This window comes from Dyella choica (genome assembly GCF_003977665.1).
GTDB lineage: Bacteria > Pseudomonadota > Gammaproteobacteria > Xanthomonadales > Rhodanobacteraceae > Dyella_B > Dyella_B choica.
This window is the reverse complement of record NZ_RYYV01000024.1, coordinates 28,147-53,633: the sequence shown is the minus strand read 5'-3', so window position 1 is coordinate 53,633 and position 25,487 is coordinate 28,147. Positions and strand designations below refer to the sequence as shown.

The following is a 25,487-nucleotide window of genomic DNA, read 5'->3' as shown; positions in this document are numbered from 1 at the left end:
CGAACGTCACCGGAAGCAACAACACGGTTTCGTACGATGGTGCGAACAGCACGGTGAACGTGATCGGCACGGGGGATACCCTCGACATGTCGTCCGGGACGATCTACGGCGCGAACAGCGACCTTTTCACGGTGAATGGATCGGGAGACACCATTGAAAACGGTACGTCAAGCGTCACGAATATTGCTGGCAGTAACGACACCATTTCATACGATGGTGCAAGCAGCACGGTGACGGTGACCGGCAGTAGCGACACTATCGGAACTGCCAATGGCGTCAGTCATGATACCGTGTCGCTGAGCAGTGGTGACAAAGGTGATGTCATCAATGGTTCCTATGACACGTTGAATGCGGCTAATCAAGTCAGCTTTGCTCTTAACGGCAATGATGACACCGTCAAGGGTTCGGATGACCAGATTTCGCTGAGCGGACAGGGCGATATCATCGATGTGAGCCACGCTACCGTTGATGTATCAGGTGATGACAGCGTGACCATCAACGGCTCGGATGACAAGATCGTGGGCGGGAATGGCGACAGTATCACCGTGACCGGCACGGATGACACCGTGGATGTTTCCGATAGTTCGGTGACCATTGATGGAACGAATACAGGCGACTACGTCAGCGGCTCAGGGGATACCGGCTCCAACTGGGACGACCCGACGGGCAGTGGCGGTTACATCGACCCGGGTGCGGGCTATTACGGTTACGGTTTGACGAGGTGGCAAAACAGAGATCCCGGCGCGGCGAAGATCGCGGCGGCAGAGCACTCCGATAGCGTGTACGAAGGCGCCAAGTGGGCCGACAAGACCATTACTTGGAGTTTTGCTAGTGCGGGCAACGGGTTCAGCGATGCGATCAGTGATGTCGCAGAGCGGGCAGCGATAGAGCAGGCGTTCCAGTCCTGGGCCAAGGCCTCCGGCTTGAATTTTGACGAAGTAGCTGCCGGCAATGCTGCGGACATCGAGGTGGGATTTAGCCATTTGAACCCCGCCAGCACCAACGAGATCGGTCTGACCAAGTACGGCAAAAAGAAGGGCGTGCTCACGGGGACGCAGGCGAAGCTGGAAGATCCGAACGAGGCGCCGTTGGCGGCCAATGCCAGTGGCCAGCTGGCGTATGCCAACACGGATGCCACGTTCGAGCAGGTGGCCTTGCATGAGATTGGGCACGCACTGGGACTGGCGGACACCGATGCGGCCGGATCCGTCATGAATGCGGTATTGAATGCAGATAACCAGGGCCTGAGTACAACCGATATCGCCAACGTGCAAGGGCTGTATGCCAATGTATCCGCCAGCAGCGGCGCAGTTTCGCTATCTCAGGTGCACCGGCTGGTGCAGGCGATGAGTACGTTCGATGCAGGCGAGCAGGGGGTTGATCTCAGCCCGATGCCGGAAACGTATCTGCTGAAGGAGCCTATGCTGGCAAGCCGCTTCAGTCATGCGCATGCTGCCTAAGTGAATGTGAAATGGCCTGCATGGCGGCAAGCCATGCGGGTCTCCTTTACGCTCGCGCGTCCGCACGCTCGGCACGAAGCAGTTGAAGCTCTGAGATCGTCCACACTGAGAGATAAGTTCCATGCAGGTCCCGCAGTATCCCGTGCATTTCATATCTGGTTTGCCGCGGTCCGGCTCTACGCTGCTGTCCGCCATTCTTAAGCAAAACCAGAGATTTTCCGCGGGCATGAGCAGCCCGGTAGCATCGCTTTTCAATGCGGTGCTTCCCAAAATGAGCGGAGCAAGCGAATACGCCCCATTCTTTGACGAAGGGCATCGGCATCGCGTCTTGAATAGTCTATTCGGCGCGTATCACCATGACGCTATCGAGAGCGGCAAGTTTGTTTTCGATACGAATCGGACATGGACGGCAAAGCTATCGCTGTTGCATGAACTATTTCCCCGTGCCAGGGTGATTTGCTGCGTGCGAGAGGTCTCGTGGGTTATTGATAGCGTCGAGCAGCTTATTCGACGCAATCCCACGCATGTATCGGAGATGTTCCAGAGCAAGAGCGCCCGAAACGTCTACGGACGGGTCAAGGATTTGATGGATTCGGAACGAGGGCTTATTGGGCTTCCCTGGGGCTCGCTGCGAGAGGCCTGGTTCGGCGAGCACGCCGACAAACTCATCTTCTTGCGGTACGAATCGCTAGTCAGGGATCCCGTGAACGTCATGGCGCGCTTATATGATTTTCTCGGTGAGGCTCATTTCAAGCACGATTTCAACAATGTTGAGTTTTCGGAAGATGAATTCGATCGAAGATTGGGGATGCCAGGTCTGCATACGGTCAAACGGAAGGTTGAGCAGCGCTTCCGGTCCACGTTGCTGCCGCCAGATATCTTCATGAAATATGCGGATATGAATTTTTGGGAGAATGACAAGCTGAATATGAAGAAGGTTGCTGTACTTTGATGCTTGGGTTGGAGCCTGAGGCTCCAAATCGCATATGGACCTACGGATTGGGTGTGGGTTCGAACGTGATCAGTGTGTATCCATTTATATCTAAATGGGGCATGAAGTGTATGCAATCGAAATGTGTTGCTTTGGTGGCATTTTCTTTAGTGCAAGCTTCGGTTTCCATTACTTGGTTGCAAGTGGCAAGCGTAATCAATTTGGCGGCTGCACAAAAAAGACGTAGACGACGCGCAATTCGAAGATGTCTGGATCGCGGCTGTCTTCATTCAAAAGCGTGGAGACCGGCGAGCTTTTTTTTGCTCGTGCGTAGCAGACCACCACACACATCGAGATCAAGGGGTCGTATGGGATATAAGAAGACGTGGCGGCCATTTGTGTGGCTTGGCTTATTCTTAGTGGTCTGTTCGGCAAGTGCGGACGAGGCCTCCGATGTTGACAGCGCGCCCGCAGCCATGGTGCGACACGAGCGCATACTCCATGTGGCAAGTGATCCCGGTGATCCGGTTACCCTGCTGATGTCGGTTTATACTCCGGACGGTCCCGGGCCTTTTCCGCTGGCGGTCATGAATCATGGCGCCACCTCGTCCCTTCCGCCTGCGCTGCAGCCGCGGTATCACCTCAGCTTTTCGGTCTACTATTTCCTTTCGCGGGGTTACGCGGTCGCCTTGCCGATGATGCGAGGATACGCCGGGTCCGGCGGGCGCCTGCATGCACATGGTTGTGATGATGTGGCGACGGGCCTGGAAGCAGCGAAGGATATACGCGCGGCCATTAGCTACCTGAAACAGCAGCCGTATATCGATGGTTCGCGGATTGTAGTAGCGGGCCAGAGTTTCGGTGGCTGGAACACGTTGGCATTGGGCTCGCTGGATGAGCCTGGGGTCAAAGGTCTGGTGAGTTTTGCAGGCGGCATGAAGGCGTCATCTTGCGGCGAATGGAGTGATGCGTTGGTTCGAGCGGCCGGGAAGCTTGGTGGTGAAACCAAGACCCCGTCGATCTGGTTTTTCGGTGATAACGACGCTGTCTTTCCAACAGCCACATGGCATGCCATGTACGATTCTTACGCGGCAAAAGGTGGCCCGGCGGAGCTCGTTGCGTACGGAACCTTTGGAAAGGACTCGCATAATTTGTTGGGTTCAGGCGAAGGCCTGCATCTGTGGATGCCCAAGCTCGATGCGTTTCTTGCCAAGGTTGGCTTGCCTAGCACCTTGGTGGATCCGGATTACTTGCCCCAAGCGCCGCCGCCGCCGAGTCATTACGCGGCTCTGGATGATGTGCGGGCGATCCCGTACTTGAATGCCCACGGCGACAACTCTGGGAGCACTTATTATGGGAAGTTTTTGCAGCGGCCATTGCCGCGTGCGATCGCGATAGGCAGAACGGGAGCGGGCACTGCCGACGGTGGCTTTGATCCCATTGCCCGGGCAATGAAACAATGCCAGCAGAAAAGCGCCGAATGCCGCCTTTATGCTGTAGACAATGATGTGGTCTGGGTACGTCCGACACCAGCGCCTCCCGCGACACATTTCGCGACACTCGACGACGTAAATGCCGTGCCCTATCTCGATGCGAAGGGGCGAGCGGGTTATGAGAAATTTCTTGCCATGCCTCGGCCGCGTGTTTTTGCCATCGCCGCTGATGGCTGGTGGGACGCTGCTGCCCTTGGACCAGATCCGATTGCCTATATTCGGGCGAAATGCAGCGCAGCGCATCAGGACTGCCGCTTGTATGCCGTGGATGGCGACGTGGTTTGGCAGCATTGATTTTGCTGTTGCGGGGGAGTTACTGACCAGTGGCCGTAAGCGGTCTGCTGTGACCCCGCGCTGACCTTCTCTCTGATTAGGCGGAGGATAGGCTCTGCAAATAGGGCAGTGAGCCGCATATTGCTCAGCTGAGTTAGAGGGGGCTGATCGGGGGCTCTTCTCTTGGAAAAACTTTATGTCCAAGGGTTGACAGTTTCGCACCGCAGCATGACAATTCCCGCGCCCCCCGGCGCAGCATGACCGGATGGGCCTCTGTCCGAACTCACCAAGGCATATGGACGTTTACCCTAGTCGCAACGTCGACATCCGCGAGCATCGGGTGCCGGCATTGCAAAACAAGCTGATCGTTCGCGGCAACCGCCAGCGGTTGGCCGGCGCTTTCCTCGACTAGGGAAGTCCGGCCCGCTCCTAACGGTGCCGTGGGCACCGTATTACAGGAGATGGGCCCATGAAGCTCCTTCGCGATTTCTTTCGTATTCGCCGCTCGGGCAGTTCCGCCGTGGGCGGCCACCGTGACGCCTCCCGCCGTACCTGGACGATCACCGTTCCGGAACCCCTGCCGAATCGCGCCGATGACAACGTGATCGATCTGCGCCGTCACGTGGACCAGGCGCACGGCCGCCCGTCTTCCCGGCAGGACCATGACGCGCCGAAATCTCGCGGTCATCTACAACTGGTATCCAGTCACGGATGAGTCATCAAAGATGACTTGTGCCGCTCTACGCAAAGGTTGGCCTCCGCCAGTTCCCTGGCCGCGGCCGCTTGGGCGGCCCTAGCGCGGTTCGGCGTTACCGCGGGCGTTCCCCGTTGACTCGCTGATCCACCCCGGTATCCACGAAAATCACGGAAGCGAGTCATGAATCAGCATTCCCCCCAGACCATCGCAGGCAAGGTGGCCGGCAAGGGCGCCGCCGCACCCCTGCGCGTGGCCGTTGCGCAGGAGGGGTACCGCCAGAACGATGAGCTGCTGGCCGCGCTGGACTCCAGCCTGGCCGGGCTCAACGAGGAGCAGATCGCCGAGCGCCTGGATCGTGACGGCGTGAACGAGGTTTCGCACGAAAAGCCCCCGCACTGGTCGATCCAGCTGCTGCATGCGTTCAAGAACCCGTTCATCGTGGTGCTGCTGGTGCTGGCCGGCGTCCAGCTGGCGACCGATCCGACCACCCTGACCGGCCCGACCATCATTTCGGTGATGGTGCTGATCAGCGTGTCGTTGAGCTTCGTGCAGGAATACCGTTCCTCGCAGGCGGCGGAAAAGCTCAAGGCGATGGTGCGCAATACCGCCACGGTGACGCGTCGCGCGTCCGACGGGCACAGCGAGCGCATCGAAGTGCCGGTGGCGGAACTGGTGGCCGGGGACATCGTGCATCTGGCCGCCGGCGACATGGTGCCGGCGGACCTGCGCCTGCTGACCGCGAAGGACCTGTTCATCAGCCAGGCGATCCTCTCCGGCGAATCCTTGCCGGTGGAGAAGTCCGCCCCGCAGCACGGGCCGGATTCCGAACAGGCGAAGACCGAAGGCGCGGATAGCCCGCTGGACCTGTCGACGGTCTGCTACATGGGCACCAACGTGGTCAGCGGCTCGGCCACGGCCGTGGCGGTGGCGACCGGTCCGCGCAGCTACCTGGGTTCGCTGGCGCGCACCATCGTCGGCACGCGCGTGCAGACCAGCTTCGATCGCGGCGTGAAAAGCGTCAGCTGGCTGCTGATCCGCTTCATGGCGGTGATGGTGCCGATCGTCTTCGTCATCAACGGCCTGGACAAGCACGACTGGCTGCAGGCCTTCCTGTTCGCGCTGTCGGTAGCGGTCGGCCTTACGCCGGAAATGCTGCCGTTGATCGTGACCGGCAACCTCGCCAAGGGCGCCATCGCGATGTCCAAGCGCAAGGTGGTGGTGAAGCGCCTCAACGCGATCCAGAACTTCGGCGCGATGGACGTGCTGTGCACCGACAAGACCGGCACGCTCACCCTCGACAAGATCGTGCTGGAACGGCACCTGGACCTGTTCGGCGAAGAATCCGAAGAGGCGCTGGAATACGGCTACCTCAACAGCCGCTTCCAGACCGGCCTGAAGAACCTGATGGACAAAGCGGTACTGGCTCATCGCGACCTGGAGCCCACCGCGGCCAGGTACCAGATCGTCGACGAGATTCCGTTCGACTTCCAGCGCCGGCGCATGTCGGTCATCGTGACCAACGGCAATGGCGAAGAGTTGCTGGTGTGCAAGGGCGCCGTGGAGGAAATGCTGTCGATCTGCGCCTATGCGAAGGCCGAGGACGGCATTCGCCCGATGACGGACGAGCTGCGCGCCGAAATCAAGGCGATGACACGCGATTTGAATGAGGACGGTTTGCGCGCGCTGATCGTAGCGATCAAGCGCCAGCCGCCGGCCCACCGCGCCTACGGCGTCGCCGATGAAGCCGAACTGATCGCGGTAGGCTGCCTGGCCTTCCTCGACCCGCCGAAGGATACCGCCGGCACCGCCATTGCCGCGCTTCACCATCACGGCGTGGAAGTGAAGGTGATCACCGGCGACAACGAGGCGGTGACGCGCAAGATCTGCCGCGAAGTGGGCCTGGACGTGGCGAACTCCGCGCAAGGCAAGCATATCGAGCCGCTGGACGATGCCGAGCTGGACGAGCTGGTCAAGCGCACCACCGTGTTCGCGAAGATGTCGCCGCTGCAGAAGGCGCGCGTGGTGAAGTCGCTGCAGCGCCAGGGCCACACGGTCGGCTTCCTCGGCGACGGTATCAATGACGCACCGGCGTTGCGTGAAGCGGACGTGGGCATCTCGGTGGATACCGCCACTGACATCGCCAAGGAGTCGGCGGACATCATCCTGCTCGAAAAGAACCTGATGGTGCTGGAGGAGGGCGTGATCGAAGGCCGCATAACCTTCGGCAATATTATCAAGTACATCAAGATGACCGCCAGCTCCAACTTCGGCAACATGTTCTCGGTGCTGGTGGCGAGCGCGTTCCTGCCGTTCCTGCCTATGCTGCCGCTGCAATTGCTGGTGCTGGACTTGCTCTATCACGGCTCGCAGCTGTCGATTCCGTTCGACCGCATGGACGAGGAATACCTGCGCAAGCCGCGCAAGTGGGATGCCAGCGACATCGGCCGCTTCATGATCTGGATCGGCCCGGTCAGCTCGATCTTCGACATCACTACCTACTGGCTCATGTGGCACGTGTTCGGTGCGAACTCGACCGAGCATTCGCCGCTGTTCCAGACCGGCTGGTTCGTCGAGAGCCTTTTGACGCAGACGCTGATCGTGCACATGATCCGCACGCGCAAGATTCCGTTCGTGCAGAGCATTGCTGCGGCACCGGTGCTGGCATTGACCACGGCGGTCATCTGCATCGGCCTGGTGTTGCCGTTCTCGCCGATCGCTTCGAAGTTCGGCTTCGTAGCGCTGCCTTCGGCGTATTTCGGCTGGGTTGCGGCGACCGTCTTGACCTATGCCGTGCTGACGCAGTTCGTGAAGACGATCTACATTCGTCGCTACAAGCGTTGGCTGTAATAGATTCGTAGGCTGGGATGCCAATCCCAGCCTTTGAAAGCCCCAACAGCGCTGGGATTGCCATCCCAGCCTACAAAAAACTTAACCCTGGAGGCCGGCCATGAAAGGCACCTTCGCACTCTTCGACATCGCCGGCTATGTCGCCCTGCTGTTATGGGGCACGCACATGGTCACCAGTGGCGTGCTGCGCGGCTACGGCAGCGCACTGCGCCGCTCGCTGGGCCGCTTTCTTGGCACGCGGCCTAGCGCCTTTGCCTTCGGTATCTGCATTACCGCGCTGCTGCAGAGCAGTACCGCCACCGGCATGATGGCCACTTCGTTCGCCGCCAGCGGCATGCTCGGCCTGGCCCCGGGCTTGGCGGTGATGCTCGGCGCCAACGTCGGCACCACGCTGATCGTGCAGGTGATGTCGTTCAATATCGCACTGATCGCGCCGGTGATGATCCTGCTGGGCACGGCCTTGCATCGCCGCAGCGACGACGTGCGCTATGAAAACCTCGGCCGCGTCGGCATCGGCCTCGGCCTGATGCTGCTGGCGCTGCATTTGCTGGTGTTGACCATGGCGCCGATGGAGAACGCGCAACTGCTCAAGGTCGGCATGCAGGCGCTTTCGGATGAGCCGGTATTCGCCGTGCTGGTGGCCGCGTTGCTGACCTGGATGTGCCATTCCAGCGTGGCGGTAGTGCTGCTGATCGTGTCGCTCGCTACGGGCGGCGTGGTCGATGGGCCAGGCGCGATGGCGCTGGTGCTCGGCGCCAATCTCGGCAGCACCTTGCCGGCGCTGCTGGAGGCGCACACACCGGTCGCCCGCCGCTTGCCCTTGGGCAACCTGCTGGTGCGTGCGTTCGGTTGTGTTGTCTGCCTGCCACTGTTGCATCCGCTGGCGCACTGGCTGTCGGCGCTGGGTGACTCGCCGGCACGCATCGCGGTGAACTTCCACACGGCGTTCAACCTGGCCCTGGCACTGATCTTCCTGCTGCCGGTGAACAAGCTGGCGCAGTGGCTGGTGCGTCTGCTGCCGGAACCGCCGAATCCGGCCGATCCGGGCTTGCCGCTGTATCTGGAGGAAGCCGCCCTGGAAAGCGCCAGCGTGGCGCTGGTGAACGCCACGCGTGAATCCATGCGCATGGCCGACATGGTGGAAGGCATGCTCAAGGACGTGGTGGAGATCCTGGGCAAGGACGACACCGTGCGCGCCGCCGCCATCAGCAAGATGGACCCGTATCTGGACCGGCTCGGCGTCGCCATTCGCCAATACCTGGCCGACCTGGTCGGCGAGGCCTTGAACGAGGAGGACGGCGAGCGCAGCCAGGAAATCCATGCGTTCGTGATCAACATCGAACACATCGGCGACATCACCGCCAACAACCTGATGGAATTCGCCGCCAAGAAGGCCCAGCGCGGGCAGGATTTCTCGGCCGAAGACATCCAGGACCTGGCGGCCATGCATGGGCAGGTGATGGACAGCCTCAGGCTGGCCATCACGGTGTTCATGCGCGGCGACCTGCGCGCGGCCCAGCAATTGATGGAGCGCAAGGAATTGCTCTGGCGCCTGGAAAACGACGCCTCCGATCGGCACATCCGCGATCTGCGCCAGCAGCGCGACGGCGGCGGTGGCGACGTGTACCTGCGCATCCTGCGCGATCTTCGGCGCATTCATTCGCACCTGGCGGCGATCGCCTATCTGCCCTTGGAAAACGCCGGTCTGTTGCAGGGCCGGCTGGTGCAAGGCAACCATCACTCCGTTGCGCAAGGAAAAGCCTGAACTTGGACAGTCATACGCAAGCCGAACCTCCGATCATTAGCCTGCTTCGCTGATCGCTGCCATCGACCCGGCAGCGGTTAGCGGCATCTCAACCGCGGTCCGGGTATGTAAGGCATACGCAACCCATTGCCTTGCTCCCTTCACCGTATTGCAACAACGCTATGGCCTCGTGAACACGGGGAAGTGCCATGGCGCAGCAACGATGGGGAACACCAATGCTTTACCTGCTGAATAAACAAGGATGGCGGCTGGCGGCTGCCGTGGCCGTGGCGCTGAATGTGGTGGCCTGCTCGCATGGCGGAAACGAAGCGGCCGAACCGCCGCCGCCCTTCACCATCGAACACGATCAGATCAAGATTCCCGATGGCTCGCCGCTGCGCAAGGAACTGGTGATTCAGCAGGTCGAGACGCGCCAGGCGCCGCATGCGATGGTCTTCCCTGCCAATGTGGAAGCCGATCCTGCGCATACCGCGAACGTGTTGCCGCCGCTCACCGGCAAGGTGATGGAACTGAAGGTCGGCCTGGGTGAACACGTCAGCAAAGGTCAGCTGCTCGCTGTGGTTGACTCGGGTGACTACGCGCAGGCCGCCGCCGATGTCGAGAAGTCGCGCGACGCGCTGGATCTTGCGAAGAAAGCGCTGAATCGGGCGCGTGCGGTGCAGACCGCCGGCGGTAATGCCACCAAGGATCTGGAATCGGCGCAAAGCGGTTTCAATCAGGCGCAGGCGGAGTTCATCCGCGCGCAGACGCGCCTCACCGCAGTCGGCGGGAGCCAGGGTGTCGCCGCCCAGCGACCGATGCAGGTCGTTGCGCCGACCAATGGCTATATCACGGCGCTATCGGTATCGCCCGGTGTCAATGTCAACGACGCCACTGCGGCGATGATGGTCATCGCCAACCTGGATTCGGTGTGGATCACCTCCAACGTGCCCGAAAGCGATGTGGGGCTGATCGCCAAGGGTGAAAAGGTCGATGCCGTGCTGTCGGCATATCCGGGCCAGGTATTCCATGGCGCCGTCGCCTTCGTTCATCCCGTGTTGCAGGCAGATACGCGCCGCGATCTGGTGCGCGCGGTGTTCGTCAACGCCGATGGCAAGCTGAAGCCCAACATGTACGCGAACGTCAGTATCGACGTGCCGCAGCCGGCGCAGGTCTTCGTGCCGGAATCGGCCTTGCTGATGAACAACGACACCACCAGCGTGTTCGTGGAAGTGTCGCCATGGACGTTCGAGCGCCGCACGGTAGTTCTGAGCTATGACGAAACCGGTGACACGCGCGTACTGAAGGGCTTGAAGACGGGTGATCGCGTAGTCGTGAAGGGCGGAGTGCTGCTCAATGATTAACGCGATCTTTCGCTTCTGCTTCGAGAAGCGCAAGCTGTTCATCGTGGTGACGGTGCTCGTGCTCATCTTCGGGTACTACTCGTGGACGCAATTGTCGATCGAGGCGTATCCGGAACTGAGCGACGTCACCGCGCAGGTGACCACGCAGGTGCCGGGCCTGGCTGCCGAGGAAATCGAACAGCAGATCACCATTCCGCTGGAGCGCCAGCTGGCCACCACGCAGCAGCTGGTGAGCATGCGCTCCAGCAGCACTTTCGGTTTGTCGCTGATCACCATGTCGTTCAAGGACGGCGCGGACGATTATTGGGTGCGCCAGCGTGTGCAGAATGCCCTGGGCCAGGTCACCCTACCGACGGGTGTCACCCCGTCGCTCGATCCGGTGAGCGGCCCGGCCGGCGAAATCTATCGCTACACGCTGGAGTCCAAGAGCAAGAACCTGATGCAGCTTTCCGAGATCCAGCGCTGGATCGTGATACCGGGGCTGCAAAAAGTGTCCGGCGTGATCAACGTCGACAACTTCGGCGGCTTCACCAAGGAATTCCAGCTCGAACTCGATCCCCAGCAATTGCTGCATTACGGCGTCAGCGTCAACCAGGTGACGGCGGCGATTTCCGCCAACACCTCCAACGCCGGCGGCGGACGCGTCACGCGTGGTGAGCAGTCGTACATCGTGCGCGGTGTGGGCATGGTGCATTCGCTGAAAGACCTGGGCGACATCGTGGTCACGCAGAACAATGGCGTGCCGGTGCTGGTACGCCAGTTGGGCACGCTCCGCTATGGCCATCAGGTGCGCGAGGGCATACTCGGCAAGGACAACAATCCGGACACCATCGAAGGCATCGTCGACCTGCTCAAGTACGAGAATCCGTCGCGTGTGCTGGACGGCATTCATGCCAAGGTGGCGGAGCTGAACAAGCAGCTGGCGGCGCAGGATGTGCAGATCGTGCCGTACATCGACCGCGACGACCTGGTCAACGCCACCAAGGAAAAAGTCTTCCATACCGTGATGGAAGGCATCGGCCTGGTGTGCATCGTGCTGATCCTGTTCCTGGGCAGCCCGCGTTCGGCCATGGTGGCGGCGGTGGCGATTCCGATGTCGCTGGTGACGGTGTTCATCCTGATGCAGTTCACGCACATGTCGGCGAACCTGTTTTCGCTGGGCGCGATCGACTTCGGCGTGATCGTGGACGGCGCCATCGTGGTCACCGAGGCCATCCTGCGCAAGCGCGAGCACAAGCCAACCGAAGTATTGACCGAAGACGACGTGATGGAGGTGACCGGCCATGTCGGACGTTCGATCTTCTTCGCCACGTTGATCATCATCACCGCGTACCTGCCGCTGTTCGCCTTCGAGCATGCGGAAGGCAAGCTGTTCCGGCCGATGGCCTTCACTGTGGGCTATGCCTTGCTTGCTGCGTTGCTGTGCACGGTGACGCTGACGACGGCGCTGGCCTATCTGGCCTTGCGCAAGCCGCGCAAGATCTTCCACAACAAGCCGTTGGAGGCCTTGCAGGCCGGTTTTACGCACAGTCTCGGCCGGTTGTTGCACCGGCTGCCGATGGCCTATGGAATCGCCGGCATCGCGTTTTGCGGCGTGCTGATCCTTGGCGCCAGCATCGGTCGCGAATTCCTGCCCGATCTGGATGAAGGCGCCTTGTGGCTGCAGGTGCAAATGCCTCCGGGCCTTTCATTGGACAAGGCAAGCCAGATGACGGTCGAGTTGCGCAAGGCGGTACGCGAATTTCCCGAAGTGTCGTATGTGGTGACGCAGCTCGGCCGCAATGATACGGGTACCGATCCCTGGACGCCTTCGCACGTGGAGTCGGGGGTGGGATTGAAGCCGTACAGCACGTGGGCGAACGGCGAAACCAAAGCGGAATTCCTGCGCAAGTTCAATGCGCGCATGCAGCAGTTGCCGGGCATGAGCGTCGGCATCAGTCAGCCGATCATCGACGGCGAGAACGACATGATCGGTGGTGCGCATAGCCCACTGGTGCTGCGCATCTATGGCGACGATCTCAATGACATGCGCCGTGTCGGCAACCAGATCGTCGACGTGCTGAAGAGCGTGCGCGGCACAGCCGACGCGTCGATTTTCCAGGAGCCGCCGATTCCACAGCTTCAGATCAAGGCCAATCGCGATGCGGCGGCGCGCTATGGCATCAATGTCAGCGACATCACCAATCTGATCCAGACCACCCTTGGCGGCGCGCCGATCACCACGGTCTACGTGGCCGACCGCATCTATAACGTGACTGCACGCGTTTCCAATGACGTGGCCAACAGCCTTGAGGCCGTGGGCGAGCTACCGTTGACCTCCGCCAGCGGTGCCCAGGTGCCGCTCAAGCAGGTGGCGGACATCAAGCTGGTTTCCGGCGAAAGCACCATCGCGCACGAGCATGGCCAGCGCGAACTCACCATCCGCATCGACAACCGGGATCGCGCGTTGTCGGAATACCTCGCTGACGCGCAAGCGCAGATCAATGCGAAAGTGCATTTCGACCAGCAGAAATACGAGCTGGAATGGGCGGGCAATTTTCAAAACGCCCAGCGCGCCCAGGCGCGCCTGACGGTGGTGATGGGCATGGTGCTGGCGATCATGGCGGTGCTGCTGTTCGCCGAGTTCGGCAAGTTCCACCAGGCCGTGTTGGTGCTCGGTGTGGTGCCACTGGCGACGGTGGGCGGCTTGCTTGCCCTGCACGTGCGTGGCGAAACGCTGAATATTGCTACCGCAGTGGGTTTTATCGCCTTGTTCGGCGTGGCCGTGCAGAACGGCATCATCATGGTGTCGAACATCAACCGAGTGCGCCGCGAGGGCTTGTCGCTGTTCGAGGCAGTGATCGTGGGCGCGACGGAACGTTTTCGCCCCGTGTTGATGACGGCCACGGTGGCCAGCATCGGCATGCTGCCTGCAGCGCTGGCCACGGGTATTGGTACGGACGTGCAGCGCGGACTGGCCACGGTGGTAGTGGGTGGCCTGCCGATCGCCACGCTGCTTACGCTGTATATCCTGCCCAGCCTCTACTACGGCATGGAGAACTTCATCAACAAGCGCTGGGGACATCCGCCGGGCGAGGTGGAGATCTGATCATGGCTAAGAATCGTCATTTCAAACTGCATCGCCAACTGCTTGCGTTGTCGGTGAGCCTCGGGCTCACCGCCTGCGCGGTCGGACCGGATTACCATCGGCCCACCCCGCCGGCCGCGCAGGGCTACATGGAAGAGGGCACGCTTTCGGCGACGGCGTCCGCACCGGGTGCGGACGGAAGTGCGCAGCATTTCCATGCCGATCTGGACATTCCCGGCCAGTGGTGGACGCTGTTCCACTCCGAACCCTTGAACGGCCTGATCGATGATGCGCTGAAGAACAATCCGGACGCTGCAGCGGCGCAGGCTGCCTTGAAGTCGGCGTGGGAAAACGTCCACGCGCAACGCGGCTTCTATTGGCCAACATTCGCTGCCAGCGTCGATCCCACGCGCCAGAAGATCGCCGGCACGTTGGCCAGCCCCGCGGCATCAGGAGCATCGTTCTACGATCTCACCACCGCCCAGGTGAGCGTGTCTTACTCGCCCGACGTCTGGGGGGCGAATCGCCGCGCGGTGGAGTCACTGGTGGCACAGGCCGATGCGCAGCGTTTCCAGTTGGAGGCTACCTACCTCACGCTCACCTCCAACCTTGTCAACGCGGCGGTACAAGAGGCTGCACTACGTGCGCAGATCGCCGCCACCGAAGACATGATCGACAGCCAGTCGAAGATCCTGGAGGCGAATAGAAGGCAACTGGCCCTCGGCGATGCCTCACAAGCAGGCATTGCCGCCCAGGAGGCTGCGCTGGAACAAACGCGCGCCGGCTTGCCGCCCCTGCGCAAACAGCTGGCGCAGCAGCGCGACGTGCTGGCCGTGTTGACCGGGCGCACGCCCGATCAGGACGTCTCCGCCCGTTTCAGTCTGGGCAGCCTGCAACTGCCGCAGGACCTTCCGTTGAGCCTGCCTGCGCGGCTGGTCGAGCAGCGCCCCGATGTGCGCATGGCCGATGCGCAATATCACGCGGCGTGCGCACAGGTGGGCGTAGCCATCGCAGCACGTCTGCCGAACATCAATGTCAGTGCCGCCTGGGGCAGTGCCACGGACGAGAAGCACACGCTGTTCGGTTCCGGCACCGGCTTCTGGAACATCGGTACCGCGATCAGCATGCCGCTGTTCGATGGCGGCACGCTGAAGCACAAGCAGCGGGCCGCGGAAGCCACTTATAAGCAGGCGGCGGAACAGTACCGCAGCACAGTGCTGTCAGCGCTGCAGAACGTGGCCGATACCTTGCATGCCTTGCAGTCCGATGCCGATGCGATGGCGGCGACTGCGCGAGCCGAGCAGGCCGCAGCGCACAGCTTCGCCATTGCACAGAAGCAATATGCCCTGGGCGATATCAGCATGGTGGCGCTGCTCAACGCGCAGGTGACGTACCGGCAGGCGGAACTTGCCTTGATCCAGGCGCGTGCGGCGCGGTATGCGGACACGGTGGCCTTGTTCCAGGCGCTGGGCGGCGGATGGTGGAATCGGCACGACGTGGCGGCCGCCCGGTAAGATGTGCGTGCCTGCCCCTCTAGCCAGGGGCAGGACGATAACCACATCTGCGGGAGGGGGCATGGTGCCGTATTTGCTGGATCACCCGGTTGAACTGTTCGCGATAGTCATGCTCGCCCTATTGCTGGCCCACGAGCTTGGCCATCGCCTCAGGGCATGGGCCAGGAACCGCGACGACAACGACTGGGAAAAGGAAGTCCATCAGGCGCGTAACCAGATCGCCCTGCTGCTGAGCCTGTTGATCGGTTTTGCCATGAGCATGGCGCTCAATCGCTTTGATCAGCGCAAGCAATTGGTCATCGACGAAGCCAACGCCATCGGCACCGCCTACCTGCGTGCCGGCATGCAGGTCGAATCGGTGCGCGGCGAGGCGCAGGAGTTGCTTCGCGATTATGCCGACGCGCGCCTGGCCGCCTTCAGCCGGATGTCGAAAATTGACGAACAGAGCGCTGAAATGAAGCGCGCCAGGCAGATCCAGGGCGAGTTGTGGAAGCAGGCCACGGCCGCTGCGCAACAAACGCCGACGCCCATCATGGGCCTTTACGTGTCGGCCTTGAATGACATGATCGATCTCGACGCCAAGCGCGTGGCGGCGCGACGCAACCGGGTGCCGCCGGATATCTGGGCGTTGATGACGGTATTGGCCATCCTGACCTCGCTGATCATCGGTTATGGCCAGCGGCGTCGCGCCGCCCTGGTCACCTTCATTCCGGCATTCACGGTGGCCATTTCAATGAGCCTGATCGCCGATCTCGATTCGCCGGTGCACGGCCTGATCCAGGTCAGCCAGCAGAGCATGCAGCTGCTCAGCGACGATCTGAACAAGCAGTTTTCAGCGCAACCGGATCAGCAATAGATCAGTAGGCTGGGATGGAATCCCAGCGCAAGCGTCATGGAGTCTCAGGTTATGACCGGACGGCCGCGCGCAGCCGTCCGGCCAATTCTATTTCATGGGAATACGATCTCTCTGTGGCAGATAAAACCGGTCTCTCCCGCCTTGGATGTACAAACGGCAGTTTCTACGGGGCTGGAGGGAATGGCTTGCCAGTCGATAACGCCTCCGGTTCTTTGAATAAATAACCCAAAGGGCCCCATATCGTCCCCGCCCCGAGGCAGGCCGTACCATGTTCCACCGGTATCTCCTTGCTCTGGAACAAGTTGTCCTTTGGCGGTTCTGCTCCTTCCGCGCAAATAGTTGGCTGTTTTGCTCGATTTCATGAAATTGAATTCATAGACCACCGTGCTGCTATCAGCGAATTGCACGGTGACTTCAATCGTTGGTGACGATTTCAATCCGAGCTGCGATTTGATTATTTGCCATCCGTTATCTGCAATCATCTTTGTCGCATCCCATGCACCAAGATTTTGTGAAATGGCATCGCCTATTCGTGCACGTAAATTCGCGTCAGCAACAACGTCGTATGCCGTCGTACGGCCGTCTACACCTGGTACGTTAAGACTCGGATAGGACACTGTGGACATGACGCGCATTGTGCCGCCAGTCGTCTCATGGAACCATGCTGCCGCTCCAATGCTGCTTGCTATTTCAGGGGGAGTAGGGACTTCGACGGCATCGAGTAAATCCGGCGACAGGTCGATTTCTAGCGGTGCCCCTCTTTGAGGCCTGATTTGATACGTGTGGTACTGCCCTGTATTCAGATTGAAAATAGTGTGCGTACCTAGATCCAGGCTTTTGGCGACTTCCGCAAAGACTCCGCCGTTGCACCAATTGCATTCCAAGTTGATTGCTAAAGCTGGGGTTGAAAAGGCTGCGGCCGATAAGGCTAGTAGGGCGGCCAATGGTTTATTCGAACACATCGCGTTTTCCCCGTGCATGAGTGCGATTTGCGCTCATGAACAAGAGAAGCATGTGGCTATTTAGAAAAATATAGAAGAAGTCCTAAAAGCGCGTGAGATATTTCTGCAAGAAAGCTACGCCGGGCCAAAATCCCAGCATTGGTAGGCCATAGAGAAAGCTGGGATTGTCATCCCAGCCTACGGCCCTACGCGGCGTCGCTACGCCTGCGCCGCTGTCGCCACCACAACAGCAGCGCCACCAGCAGCATGACGCCGGCAACCAGCCACAGGCTGTTCTGCCCGCGCTGGATCCACATCCCCAGCCATTCGCGCCGGTTGGCGCCGAAATAGCCCAGGTAAACCCAGATCGGTACGCTGATCAGTGCGGCGGCGCCGTCGAGCAGCAGGAAGCGCCAGAAACCTACGCGATGGGTGGCGCCCGCGGTGGTGTAGATCGCCGTGCGCATGCCGGGCAGAAAACGCGCGAAGAACATCATGCGGTTGCCATAGCGTGCGAATTGGTCCTGCACCTTTACATAGCGGCGCGGCGGCATCAGCCAGGCGATCGGTTTCCACTGCAGAATGTGGGTGCCGTAATGATGGCCGAGCAGGAACATGCCCGCGTCGCCGACCAGCACGCCGACCATGGTCACTGCAAGCATGATGTGGACGTTGGCATAGCCCAGGCCGGCAATCACGCCTCCGGCCACCAGGGTGATGTCTTCCGGCAGCGGTAGCCCGGCACCGCACAGCAGCAGCGCCATGAACACGGCCTCGTAGCCGTTCTCGGCAAAAAAAGTAATCAGGCGTTCAAGCAAATCCATCGACGGTTCCTATGTCGGCTGGCGGGATCATGACGCAGCGCCGGGCGTCGGTGCGCGTGCGGCGAGCAGCTCGCGCAGCTCGGCTTTTTCGGCATTGCTCAGCGTGCCATCGCGATTTTTGGCGACCAGCGCATCGCGGCGCTGGTCGACGGCTTGCCTTTCCATGCGAACCAACGCGTCGAAGAATTCCAGGCGTTGGGTTTCCGGTTCGCCGACCACGGTGGCGGCGGTCAATTTTTGCAGTGCGTTGTATTCGGGGCGCCCGGTGAAGTGCTCCACCAGCATCGCGGCGTTGATGCCCGGCCTTGCGCGCGCAGTGTCGATCAATTCGGCGAGCAGGTCCACGCCGGGTTTGTCCAGGCGCAAAAAGCTGTACGGCCGTTCCACTTCGTCGGCGAGGCCTGGCTGGGCCAGCAACAGCGAAATGGCGCTGCGCACCAGCGAACGTTGCACGGCAACCGGACGTTGTAGCGGCCGCCTAGCCACCGGATCGGCTTCCAGCACAGCGCGCGCACCGGTGCGTTTTTCCAGCTCCTGCGCCATCAGGTCGCGGAAGGCGCCGTCCGGCAAGCGCGCGATCAGGGGGCGGGCACGCTCAGCCAAGCGCGCACGCCCGTCGAGACTGCCCAAGTCCACCTCGTGCGAGAGTTCGCCGAAGAGATATTCGGACAGCGGGGTGGCCTCGCGCAGGCGCCGCTCAAAACCTTCCTTGCCTTCCTTGCGCACCAGCGTGTCCGGGTCCTCGCCTTCGGGCAGGAACAGGAAATACGCCTGGCGTCCGTCGCGCAGGCGGGGCAGGGCGGATTCCAGCGCTTTCCACGCTGCCGCGCGTCCGGCACGATCGCCGTCGAAGCAGAACACTACGTCCGGCGCGGCGCGGAACAAAATTTCGGTGTGGTCAGGCGTAGTGGCAGTACCCAGCGTCGCCACGGCAATCGGCAGGCCTGCCTGATGCAAGGCGATCACGTCCATGTAGCCTTCCACTACCACGATGCGTGCGAGGCTGCTGTTGGCCTGTTTGACCTGCCACAGCGCGAACAGCTCGCGGCCCTTGTGGAACAGCGGGGTTTCCGGCGAGTTGAGGTACTTCGGACCTTGCTCCGATTTGAGCACGCGGCCGCCGAAGGCGATCACACGTCCGCGCCGATCCAGGATCGGGAACATCAGCCGCTCGCGGAAGCGATCGTATTTGTTGCCGCGCTCGTTGCTGGCGACCATGCCGGCTTCGGTCAGCAGTTGCATGCGCTTTTCGTTGCTGCCGAGGCTGCGGATCACGCCATCGTAGCCGGCCGGAGCCCAGCCGATGCGGAAGCGGGCAATGGTGTCCGTATCCAGGCCTCGCTTGCGGCAATAAGCCTTGGCTTCGTCGCTTTTATTCAGCTCGCCCTCGTACCAGCGCGTAGCGGCATCGAGCACGGCGTAGAGATCGGTCTTGTCCTCGCGTGGCGCGCTGTCGCGCGCACCTTCGTAGGGCACCTTCATGCCGACGGACTGCGCCAGTTCCTCTACCGCATCAGGAAACTCCAGCCGCTCGTAATCCATCAGGAACTTGATCGCGCTGCCGTGCGCGCCGCAGCCAAAACAGTGGAAGAACTGCTTGGCCGGGCTTACATAGAACGAGGGCGTGCGCTCATTGTGGAAGGGGCAGCAGGCGGTCCACTCGCGGCCGGCTTTTTTTAAAGGCACGCGCCGTTCGATCACGTCGACGATGTCGACGCGGGCGAGTAGTTCATCGATGAAGCTGTCAGGGATACGGCCGCGCATCCGGCTAGTCTAGCCGGACCCCGGGCAGGGCCGCTAAATGAAGCGCTGGGATGGCAATCCCGGCATCACGCAGTTTGGATGGATGGCGATGCTGGGTTTTGCAACCCAGCCTACGCACTGCAAACGAGGCGTCGCGTGCAGGGATCAGCCACCCAGGCGTGTTTTTATCCGTGCCGAAACCGGTCCCATATCGGCACGGCCGGCGGCCTTCGTCTTGACTGCCGCGACCACCTTGCCCATGTCGCGCGCACTGCTTGCGCCGGTTTCGGCGATGGCGGCCTCGATCAGCGCATCGAGCTCGGCATCGCTGAGCTTGGCGGGCAGATAGCCTTCGATCACTGCCATTTCGGCACGCTCCACGTTGGCCAGATCCTCACGGCCGGCGGCGGCGTATTGGGTGACCGAATCCTTGCGCTGCTTGAGCATTTTCTCCAGCACGGCGATGGTCTGGGTGTCGTCCAGCTCGATGCGCTCATCCACCTCGCGCTGCTTGATGGCGGCAAGGACCAGGCGGATCACGCCCAGGCGATCCCTGTCGCCGCCGCGCATGGCGGTTTTCATGTCTTCAGTAAGCCGTTGCTTCAAGGACATAAAACGTCTCCTTCGGAAAGCACAAAGCCGACGTTGCGGAACAACGTCGGCCAATGCGTTTGCCTTGCTGGCAGCGGCTGCGAATGGACGCGCCAACTGCTAGCGCTGGACGAGTGCGGCGCGAAGCGCGCCTGGACTCTTGCGCCCGCCGGAACGGGCAGCTTGCTCAGTACAGGCGGGTCTTGCGCGACACGTCGCGCGACAGGCGGCGCAGGTGACGCTTCACGGCAGCGGCGCGCTTGCGCTTGCGTTCCTGGGTCGGCTTTTCATAGAACTCGCGCTTGCGGGTCTCGGCGAGGATGCCGGCCTTTTCGCAGGTGCGCTTGAAGCGACGCAGGGCGAGTTCGAACGGCTCGTTCTCGCGAACTTTTACGCTGGGCATGGAAACTCCGGATGGTAAACGGGCCACTTAAGATGCGGCGAGCCGCAAAGTATACGCCGATGTGGGTGAAAATTTCAAAGTGCGAGGAACGAGGAATCCAGGAACGGCAACATCAGGGGTGTCGCCAGGGCGAATGGCCCGGCAAAATGGGCTACCTGATCCTTAGATTATGATGCATCTGAAGATGCCCGACGTTCCCCGCTCTGCGCTCTGCGCTCTCCGCCCCATCCTGGGCATCGAGACCTCCTGCGACGAAACCGGCGTAGCCCTGTTGCGCTGGGAACCCGAGCAGCCGGGGCACGGCCTGCTGGCGCATGCGCTGTACACCCAGGTGAAGCTGCATGCCGATTACGGAGGCGTGGTGCCGGAGCTGGCCAGCCGCGATCACGTTCGCAAGCTGCTGCCGCTGGTGCGTGAAGCCCTGAAAGAGGCCGGTCTGACCCCGGCCGATCTGGGTGGCGTGGCCTACACGGCCGGCCCCGGCCTGGTGGGAGCGCTGCTGGTGGGGGCGGCGACGGGCCGAGCGATGGCCTGGGCGCTGGGCGTGCCGGCCATTGGCGTACACCACATGGAAGGGCATTTGCTCGCCCCTTTGCTGGAAGATGACCCGCCGCAGCCGCCCTTCGTGGCCCTGCTGGTTTCCGGCGGCCACTCCCTCCTGGTGGAAGTGGAGGCGGTCGGCCATTACCGCATCCTGGGCGACACCCTGGACGATGCTGCCGGCGAGGCCTTCGACAAGACCGCCAAGCTGATGGGCTTGCCGTATCCGGGTGGTCCGGCACTGGCTGCGCTGGCCGTGCAAGGGCGGCCGGGCGCGTTCCGTTTTTCACGTCCGATGACCGATCGTCCGGGGCTCGACTTCAGTTTCTCCGGCCTGAAGACCCAGGTATTGCTGGCCTGGCAGCAATCGGACCGGAGCGAGCAGACCCGTGCCGATATCGCGCGCGGCTTCGAGGAGGCGATCGTCGATACGCTGCTGATCAAGTGCCGCCGCGCCCTTGCCGCCACCGGCGCGAAGCGCCTCGTGATCGCCGGAGGCGTGGGTGCCAACCGTCACCTGCGCGAAGAGCTGGCCGCTGCCGGCGCCAAGGATGGCTTCAAGACCTATTTCCCGCGCCTGCAGTTCTGTACCGACAATGGCGCGATGATTGCGCTGGCCGGCGCGATCCGACTGGCGCATGGGCAGCATCAGGACGGATCGGTGCAAGTATTCCCGCGCTGGGACCTTGAGACCCTTCCGCCTGCCGCTTGATGGCATCCCCGCATCCACTTTCGCTTGGCACCGTACACGTATGGACATCGTTTTCATTGAAGATTTGCGCATCGATACGGTCATCGGCATCTACGACTGGGAGCGGCGCGTGCGCCAGACCTTGTCGTTCGACATCGAAATGGCGTTCGACAACACCATCCCCGCCGCCTCCGACCAGATCGCCGATACACTTAACTACAAGGACGTGTCCAAGCGTCTGATCGCGTATGTCGGAGAATCCAGTTTCGGCCTGGTGGAAACGCTGGCCGAGCGCTGCGCTGCGATCATTCGCGAGGAATTCGGCGTGGCCTGGGTACGGCTGAAATTGTCCAAGCCCGGTGCTGTGCGCGGCGCCAAGGCAGTTGGTGTGTGCATCGAGCGCGGCAAGCGACTCTGAATGGCGCGCGTCTATCTCAGTTTGGGCTCCAACCAGGAGCCGCATCGCTACCTTCGTGCCGCACTGGACGAGTTGCGCGCGCGTTTTGGTGAATTGTGCATATCGCCGGCGTATCGCAGCACCGCGGTGGGTTTCGACGGTCCCGACTTCATCAATCTGGCCGTTGGCCTGGATACGGATCTCGCTCCCGTTCCGCTCAACGAATGGCTGCATGCCCTGGAAGATCGGCATGGCCGCCGCCGCGATGTGCCGCGTTATGCCAATCGCACGCTGGATCTGGACATCGTGCTGTACGACGACCTGGTGACACAGGGGCCGGGGCACCTGGACATTCCACGCAAGGAACTGCGGCATGCCTTCGTGCTCAAGCCGATCGCCGACATCGCCCCGCATCTGCGGCATCCGGTGAGCGGCCATACGATGGCGGAGCTGTGGGCCGATTTTCCGGTCGAGCAGGAGCCGCTGGTGGTCGAGCCTTTGTAGCTCGCCTCACTGAGCGTAAGGCATAGCCGTAGGCAGGGATGACAATCCCAGCATTTTTTTCGGCCCCAGATACTGGGATTGTCATCCTAGCCTACAGCCGTTACCCAAAGAAGAATCCCCGCCATGCAGCGGGGATTCCGATGGCCTAGCCAGTGAAATCCGCTCCGCCACCACCGGTGTCGCAGGTGTAGCTGGTGACGGGCTGGGCCTGCATTTCTCCTGCTTTCCAGCTATAGGTCGACATCTCGACTTTTGCGCTTGAAGTTGACCCTGTCCCCGTAGGGGAGACTTTGTAGCGGTTGAATTCGTAAACGATGTTGTTGTCGGCATCTACCGTGGTATGTACCAACGAAAAAGCGATATGGTCGGGGAGGATCATGAAATCCTGGATCGGAAGCCCGCCATGGTTGTCAGAACGCCCCAACATGACATGGCCGCCGGCAGCGGATCTTGTTCGGTCGCAACCACCGAAATGGAGGACAACGGAAAGGCGCTGGCCATTCTCGAGCGCCTTCTCGATCTTGTTATAGGTATCGAAAGTCTTGGCGCGCAGTCCGCCCGTGTCCTGTGCGCTGACTCCCGCAGCAGGCAAGGCCAGTCCAAGTAACACCATGATGCGCATAGCAGTGTAGTTGTGCATAGACAGATCTCCGAGAATTAGGGAGGAGACGCCGTTGCCGGGCAGGATTTTTCACCCATGTCGTATCTTTGCAGATGCCCTTCAGGCCGGATGTTGCAGTAGCGAATACCAGGCCCGCCCGACGCTGATGCCGACGCCATGGCTCGTACAAATCCGAACGTCATGGACAGCCGCATCCTAGGCACACGGGCGCATCAAAGATGTCCGCCGGCGGGCAGACTTCGCTTCCATTGCTGTGCCTCAGCGCGTAAGTCGTCGCTTACACTGAGATGCTTCGGCCACCATCGACAGGAATGATCTGGCCGGTTACGAAAGGCGCATCGCGGAGCAGCCACAGCACCGCGGTGGCGACATCTTCCGGTGCGCCGGCACGCTTGAGCGGCGTGCGTGCCAGCATCGCTTCCTGGTCGGCATAGGGTTTGCCGTCGCTGGGCCACATGACTGCACCTGGCGCAATGCCGTTGACGCGCACGTCTGGGCCAAGATCCAACGCCAGACAACGCGTCATGGCACCTAGCGCGGCTTTCGCCATGACATAGATGGGGTGTTGCGCCAGGGCGCGTTCGGCATAGATGTCGACCAGGTTCACGATCGCACCGCGCGCGGCACGCAACGCAGGCAGTGCCGCCTGAGCGAGAAAGAAGGGAGCTTGTGCGTTGGAGGCGAATAGATCGTTCCACTGCGCGAGCGTGGCCGTTGCCAGCGGCGTGGGATAGAACGCGGAAGCATTGTTGATCAGCGCGTCAAGGCGGTCATAGTGCGACAGCGTGGCCTCGATCAGCTTCGGCAGGTCTTGCAGCTCGGCAAGATTGGCCTGCACCACGAGTGTGCTGTTTGCGCGCTGTGCGGAAAGTTCAGCAGCAAGCGCTTCCGCCTCGGCGGTGGAATGGCGGCAGTGCAGGGCGAGGTCGTAGCCGGCGGCATGCAGGGTGCGGGCGATCGCCGCGCCCACGCGTTTGGCGGCGCCGGTGATCAAGGCAACCGGGCGGTCGGATGAATCCATGCGATGGCTCCTGCATCTGGCTGATGCGCAATCTTGTCGTGTCGTCATTCCGGCGCAGGCCGGAATCCAGTTGAAACATGCTGTGCGAAGCACTCAACATAGTCGGGTTGTGTCCTTCGGACGCATATTGAAACTGGATTCCGGCCTGCGCCGGAATGACATTGAGCAAGGATCGCAACAATAGCGTCAATGTAGCCGCGTTGCCTCCACCTCCTGGGTGGCGACGACGCTAGCGTCATCGCTTTGCGCCGTACCGATCTCACTCTTCAGCATGGCAATCGTCGTGGCCGCTACCTGCCGGGTGTCGTAATACGCATACCCCCCCACGCCGATGGCGCCAATCACCGGCATCCAGCGCGACAAACCTTCCCCCAGCGCACGCTGCGTCACCTTGATGCCGATCTGTTTGGCGACGCGTTCGATCACGCCGTAGGACACTCGCCGGAAGATCAGGCGATCACCCAATCGCACCACCAGATCGCGGAAGGCTTGGGCGGAGGTATGGCGGAACAGGCACCACAGCATTTGCTCGCGGCCCAGTTCCGCATGCTTGCCGTAGGCGGAGGCGATGTCACTCACCAGTTGGGCCTGGATTTTCCAGATCGAAACCAGCTCCGGCAGGATGGTGAGCCAGCCCAATGGACCCGGCGGCAAGGCGAGTGTGCCGGCGGTAAGCGCGGCGCGCTGGGCAGCGCGGTGAGCCAGTCGCCGAGCTTCGGTTTCCGGCTCGCGTTGGCTATGCACTTTACTGGCGGGGATCTGGCTGATGAAGTCCAGAATGGCGCGAGTCACCCGGCTGCTGGCCTCGTCGTGTGCGATGACGGCCGGAAGGTTGTTGGCGCTGGGCTGGGTATCGTTGCGCTCGGTCATGGCGCGCTCCGTAGGGAACAGACAGACCTGGCGATCATAGTCCGCCCTCATGCCCCGCCGATGAGGGTGGCATGAACCGCTCGGCGGCGGGCAT

At 61.4% G+C, this 25,487-nt stretch carries 21 protein-coding genes; 13 read left to right on the top strand and 8 right to left on the bottom strand.

The window, feature by feature from the left end; all coding sequences use genetic code 11:
* Positions 1 to 53 precede the first annotated feature (53 nt).
* The 10 genes from EKH80_RS20835 to EKH80_RS20790 all read left to right on the top strand — a co-directional run bounded on the left by EKH80_RS20835 (position 54) and on the right by EKH80_RS20790 (position 16,246).
* Complete coding sequence (locus EKH80_RS20835; protein ID WP_126686726.1) at positions 54 to 1,460, top strand: matrixin family metalloprotease; 1,407 nt, start codon at positions 54 to 56, stop codon at positions 1,458 to 1,460.
* Between the two features lie 121 nt (positions 1,461 to 1,581).
* Positions 1,582 to 2,412: a sulfotransferase family protein gene (locus EKH80_RS20830; protein WP_126686725.1), complete on the top strand. Its 831-nt coding sequence runs from the start codon at positions 1,582 to 1,584 to the stop codon at positions 2,410 to 2,412.
* Between the two features lie 347 nt (positions 2,413 to 2,759).
* Positions 2,760 to 4,178, top strand: coding sequence for an alpha/beta hydrolase family protein (locus EKH80_RS20825; RefSeq protein ID WP_158628912.1), 1,419 nt, complete (start codon positions 2,760 to 2,762; stop codon positions 4,176 to 4,178).
* Positions 4,179 to 4,626: 448 nt separating this feature from the next.
* Positions 4,627 to 4,872 carry a hypothetical protein gene (locus EKH80_RS20820; protein WP_126686723.1) on the top strand — a complete coding sequence of 82 codons (246 nt, stop codon included), beginning with the start codon at positions 4,627 to 4,629 and terminating at the stop codon, positions 4,870 to 4,872.
* A gap of 162 nt (positions 4,873 to 5,034) precedes the next feature.
* Complete coding sequence (gene mgtA / locus EKH80_RS20815; protein WP_126686722.1) at positions 5,035 to 7,701, top strand: magnesium-translocating P-type ATPase; 2,667 nt, start codon at positions 5,035 to 5,037, stop codon at positions 7,699 to 7,701.
* Positions 7,702 to 7,801: 100 nt separating this feature from the next.
* Positions 7,802 to 9,466, top strand: coding sequence for a Na/Pi cotransporter family protein (locus EKH80_RS20810; RefSeq protein WP_126686721.1), 1,665 nt, complete (start codon positions 7,802 to 7,804; stop codon positions 9,464 to 9,466).
* A 215-nt stretch (positions 9,467 to 9,681) separates the two neighbouring features.
* The gene (locus EKH80_RS20805; protein WP_126686728.1) at positions 9,682 to 10,809 is read left to right on the top strand and encodes an efflux RND transporter periplasmic adaptor subunit; all 1,128 of its coding nucleotides are present in this window, start codon (positions 9,682 to 9,684) and stop codon (positions 10,807 to 10,809) included.
* The gene (locus EKH80_RS20800) at positions 10,802 to 13,897 is read left to right on the top strand and encodes an efflux RND transporter permease subunit (protein ID WP_126686720.1); all 3,096 of its coding nucleotides are present in this window, start codon (positions 10,802 to 10,804) and stop codon (positions 13,895 to 13,897) included. The genes EKH80_RS20805 and EKH80_RS20800 overlap by 8 nt, the downstream gene beginning before the upstream one ends.
* 2 nt (positions 13,898 to 13,899) lie before the next feature.
* Positions 13,900 to 15,390, top strand: coding sequence for an efflux transporter outer membrane subunit (locus tag EKH80_RS20795; RefSeq protein WP_126686719.1), 1,491 nt, complete (start codon positions 13,900 to 13,902; stop codon positions 15,388 to 15,390).
* A gap of 61 nt (positions 15,391 to 15,451) precedes the next feature.
* On the top strand, positions 15,452 to 16,246 hold the full coding sequence (locus EKH80_RS20790; RefSeq protein ID WP_158628911.1) for a bestrophin-like domain: 795 nt from the start codon (positions 15,452 to 15,454) through the stop codon (positions 16,244 to 16,246).
* A 92-nt stretch (positions 16,247 to 16,338) separates the two neighbouring features.
* Here the strand turns inward: EKH80_RS20790 and EKH80_RS20785 are convergent, their stop codons facing one another.
* From EKH80_RS20785 to rpsU, 5 genes are all read right to left on the bottom strand, one after another.
* Positions 16,339 to 17,208, bottom strand: coding sequence for a hypothetical protein (locus EKH80_RS20785; protein ID WP_126686717.1), 870 nt, complete (start codon positions 17,206 to 17,208; stop codon positions 16,339 to 16,341).
* 185 nt (positions 17,209 to 17,393) lie between these two features.
* Positions 17,394 to 18,011: a DedA family protein gene (locus EKH80_RS20780; protein ID WP_126686716.1), complete on the bottom strand. Its 618-nt coding sequence runs from the start codon at positions 18,009 to 18,011 to the stop codon at positions 17,394 to 17,396.
* 27 nt (positions 18,012 to 18,038) lie between these two features.
* A complete protein-coding gene (dnaG, locus tag EKH80_RS20775) occupies positions 18,039 to 19,775 on the bottom strand; it encodes a DNA primase (protein ID WP_126686715.1) in 1,737 nt (578 codons plus the stop codon).
* A 144-nt stretch (positions 19,776 to 19,919) separates the two neighbouring features.
* The gene (locus tag EKH80_RS20770; protein WP_126686714.1) at positions 19,920 to 20,366 is read right to left on the bottom strand and encodes a GatB/YqeY domain-containing protein; all 447 of its coding nucleotides are present in this window, start codon (positions 20,364 to 20,366) and stop codon (positions 19,920 to 19,922) included.
* A 166-nt stretch (positions 20,367 to 20,532) separates the two neighbouring features.
* On the bottom strand, positions 20,533 to 20,748 hold the full coding sequence (gene rpsU / locus EKH80_RS20765) for a 30S ribosomal protein S21 (RefSeq protein WP_109724432.1): 216 nt from the start codon (positions 20,746 to 20,748) through the stop codon (positions 20,533 to 20,535).
* 184 nt (positions 20,749 to 20,932) lie between these two features.
* On the opposite strand from rpsU, the gene tsaD reads away from it, so the two are divergent.
* Genes tsaD through folK form a run of 3 tightly spaced genes read left to right on the top strand, consistent with a single transcriptional unit; the run spans position 20,933 to position 22,880 of the window.
* Entirely contained in the window at positions 20,933 to 22,000 is a 1,068-nt protein-coding gene (tsaD, locus tag EKH80_RS20760) for a tRNA (adenosine(37)-N6)-threonylcarbamoyltransferase complex transferase subunit TsaD (RefSeq protein WP_126686713.1), read from the top strand.
* Positions 22,001 to 22,040: 40 nt separating this feature from the next.
* Complete coding sequence (folB, locus tag EKH80_RS20755; RefSeq protein ID WP_126686712.1) at positions 22,041 to 22,397, top strand: dihydroneopterin aldolase; 357 nt, start codon at positions 22,041 to 22,043, stop codon at positions 22,395 to 22,397.
* Positions 22,398 to 22,880, top strand: coding sequence for a 2-amino-4-hydroxy-6-hydroxymethyldihydropteridine diphosphokinase (gene folK / locus EKH80_RS20750; RefSeq protein ID WP_126686711.1), 483 nt, complete (start codon positions 22,398 to 22,400; stop codon positions 22,878 to 22,880).
* Positions 22,881 to 23,025: 145 nt separating this feature from the next.
* Here the strand turns inward: folK and EKH80_RS20745 are convergent, their stop codons facing one another.
* From EKH80_RS20745 to EKH80_RS20735, 3 genes are all read right to left on the bottom strand, one after another.
* The gene (locus EKH80_RS20745; RefSeq protein ID WP_126686710.1) at positions 23,026 to 23,520 is read right to left on the bottom strand and encodes a VirK family protein; all 495 of its coding nucleotides are present in this window, start codon (positions 23,518 to 23,520) and stop codon (positions 23,026 to 23,028) included.
* A 259-nt stretch (positions 23,521 to 23,779) separates the two neighbouring features.
* Positions 23,780 to 24,523 (bottom strand): pteridine reductase, encoded by a 744-nt coding sequence (locus tag EKH80_RS20740; protein WP_126686709.1) that lies wholly within the window; start codon positions 24,521 to 24,523, stop codon positions 23,780 to 23,782.
* Positions 24,524 to 24,709: 186 nt separating this feature from the next.
* Complete coding sequence (locus EKH80_RS20735) at positions 24,710 to 25,393, bottom strand: hypothetical protein (protein WP_126686708.1); 684 nt, start codon at positions 25,391 to 25,393, stop codon at positions 24,710 to 24,712.
* Positions 25,394 to 25,487 lie beyond the last annotated feature (94 nt).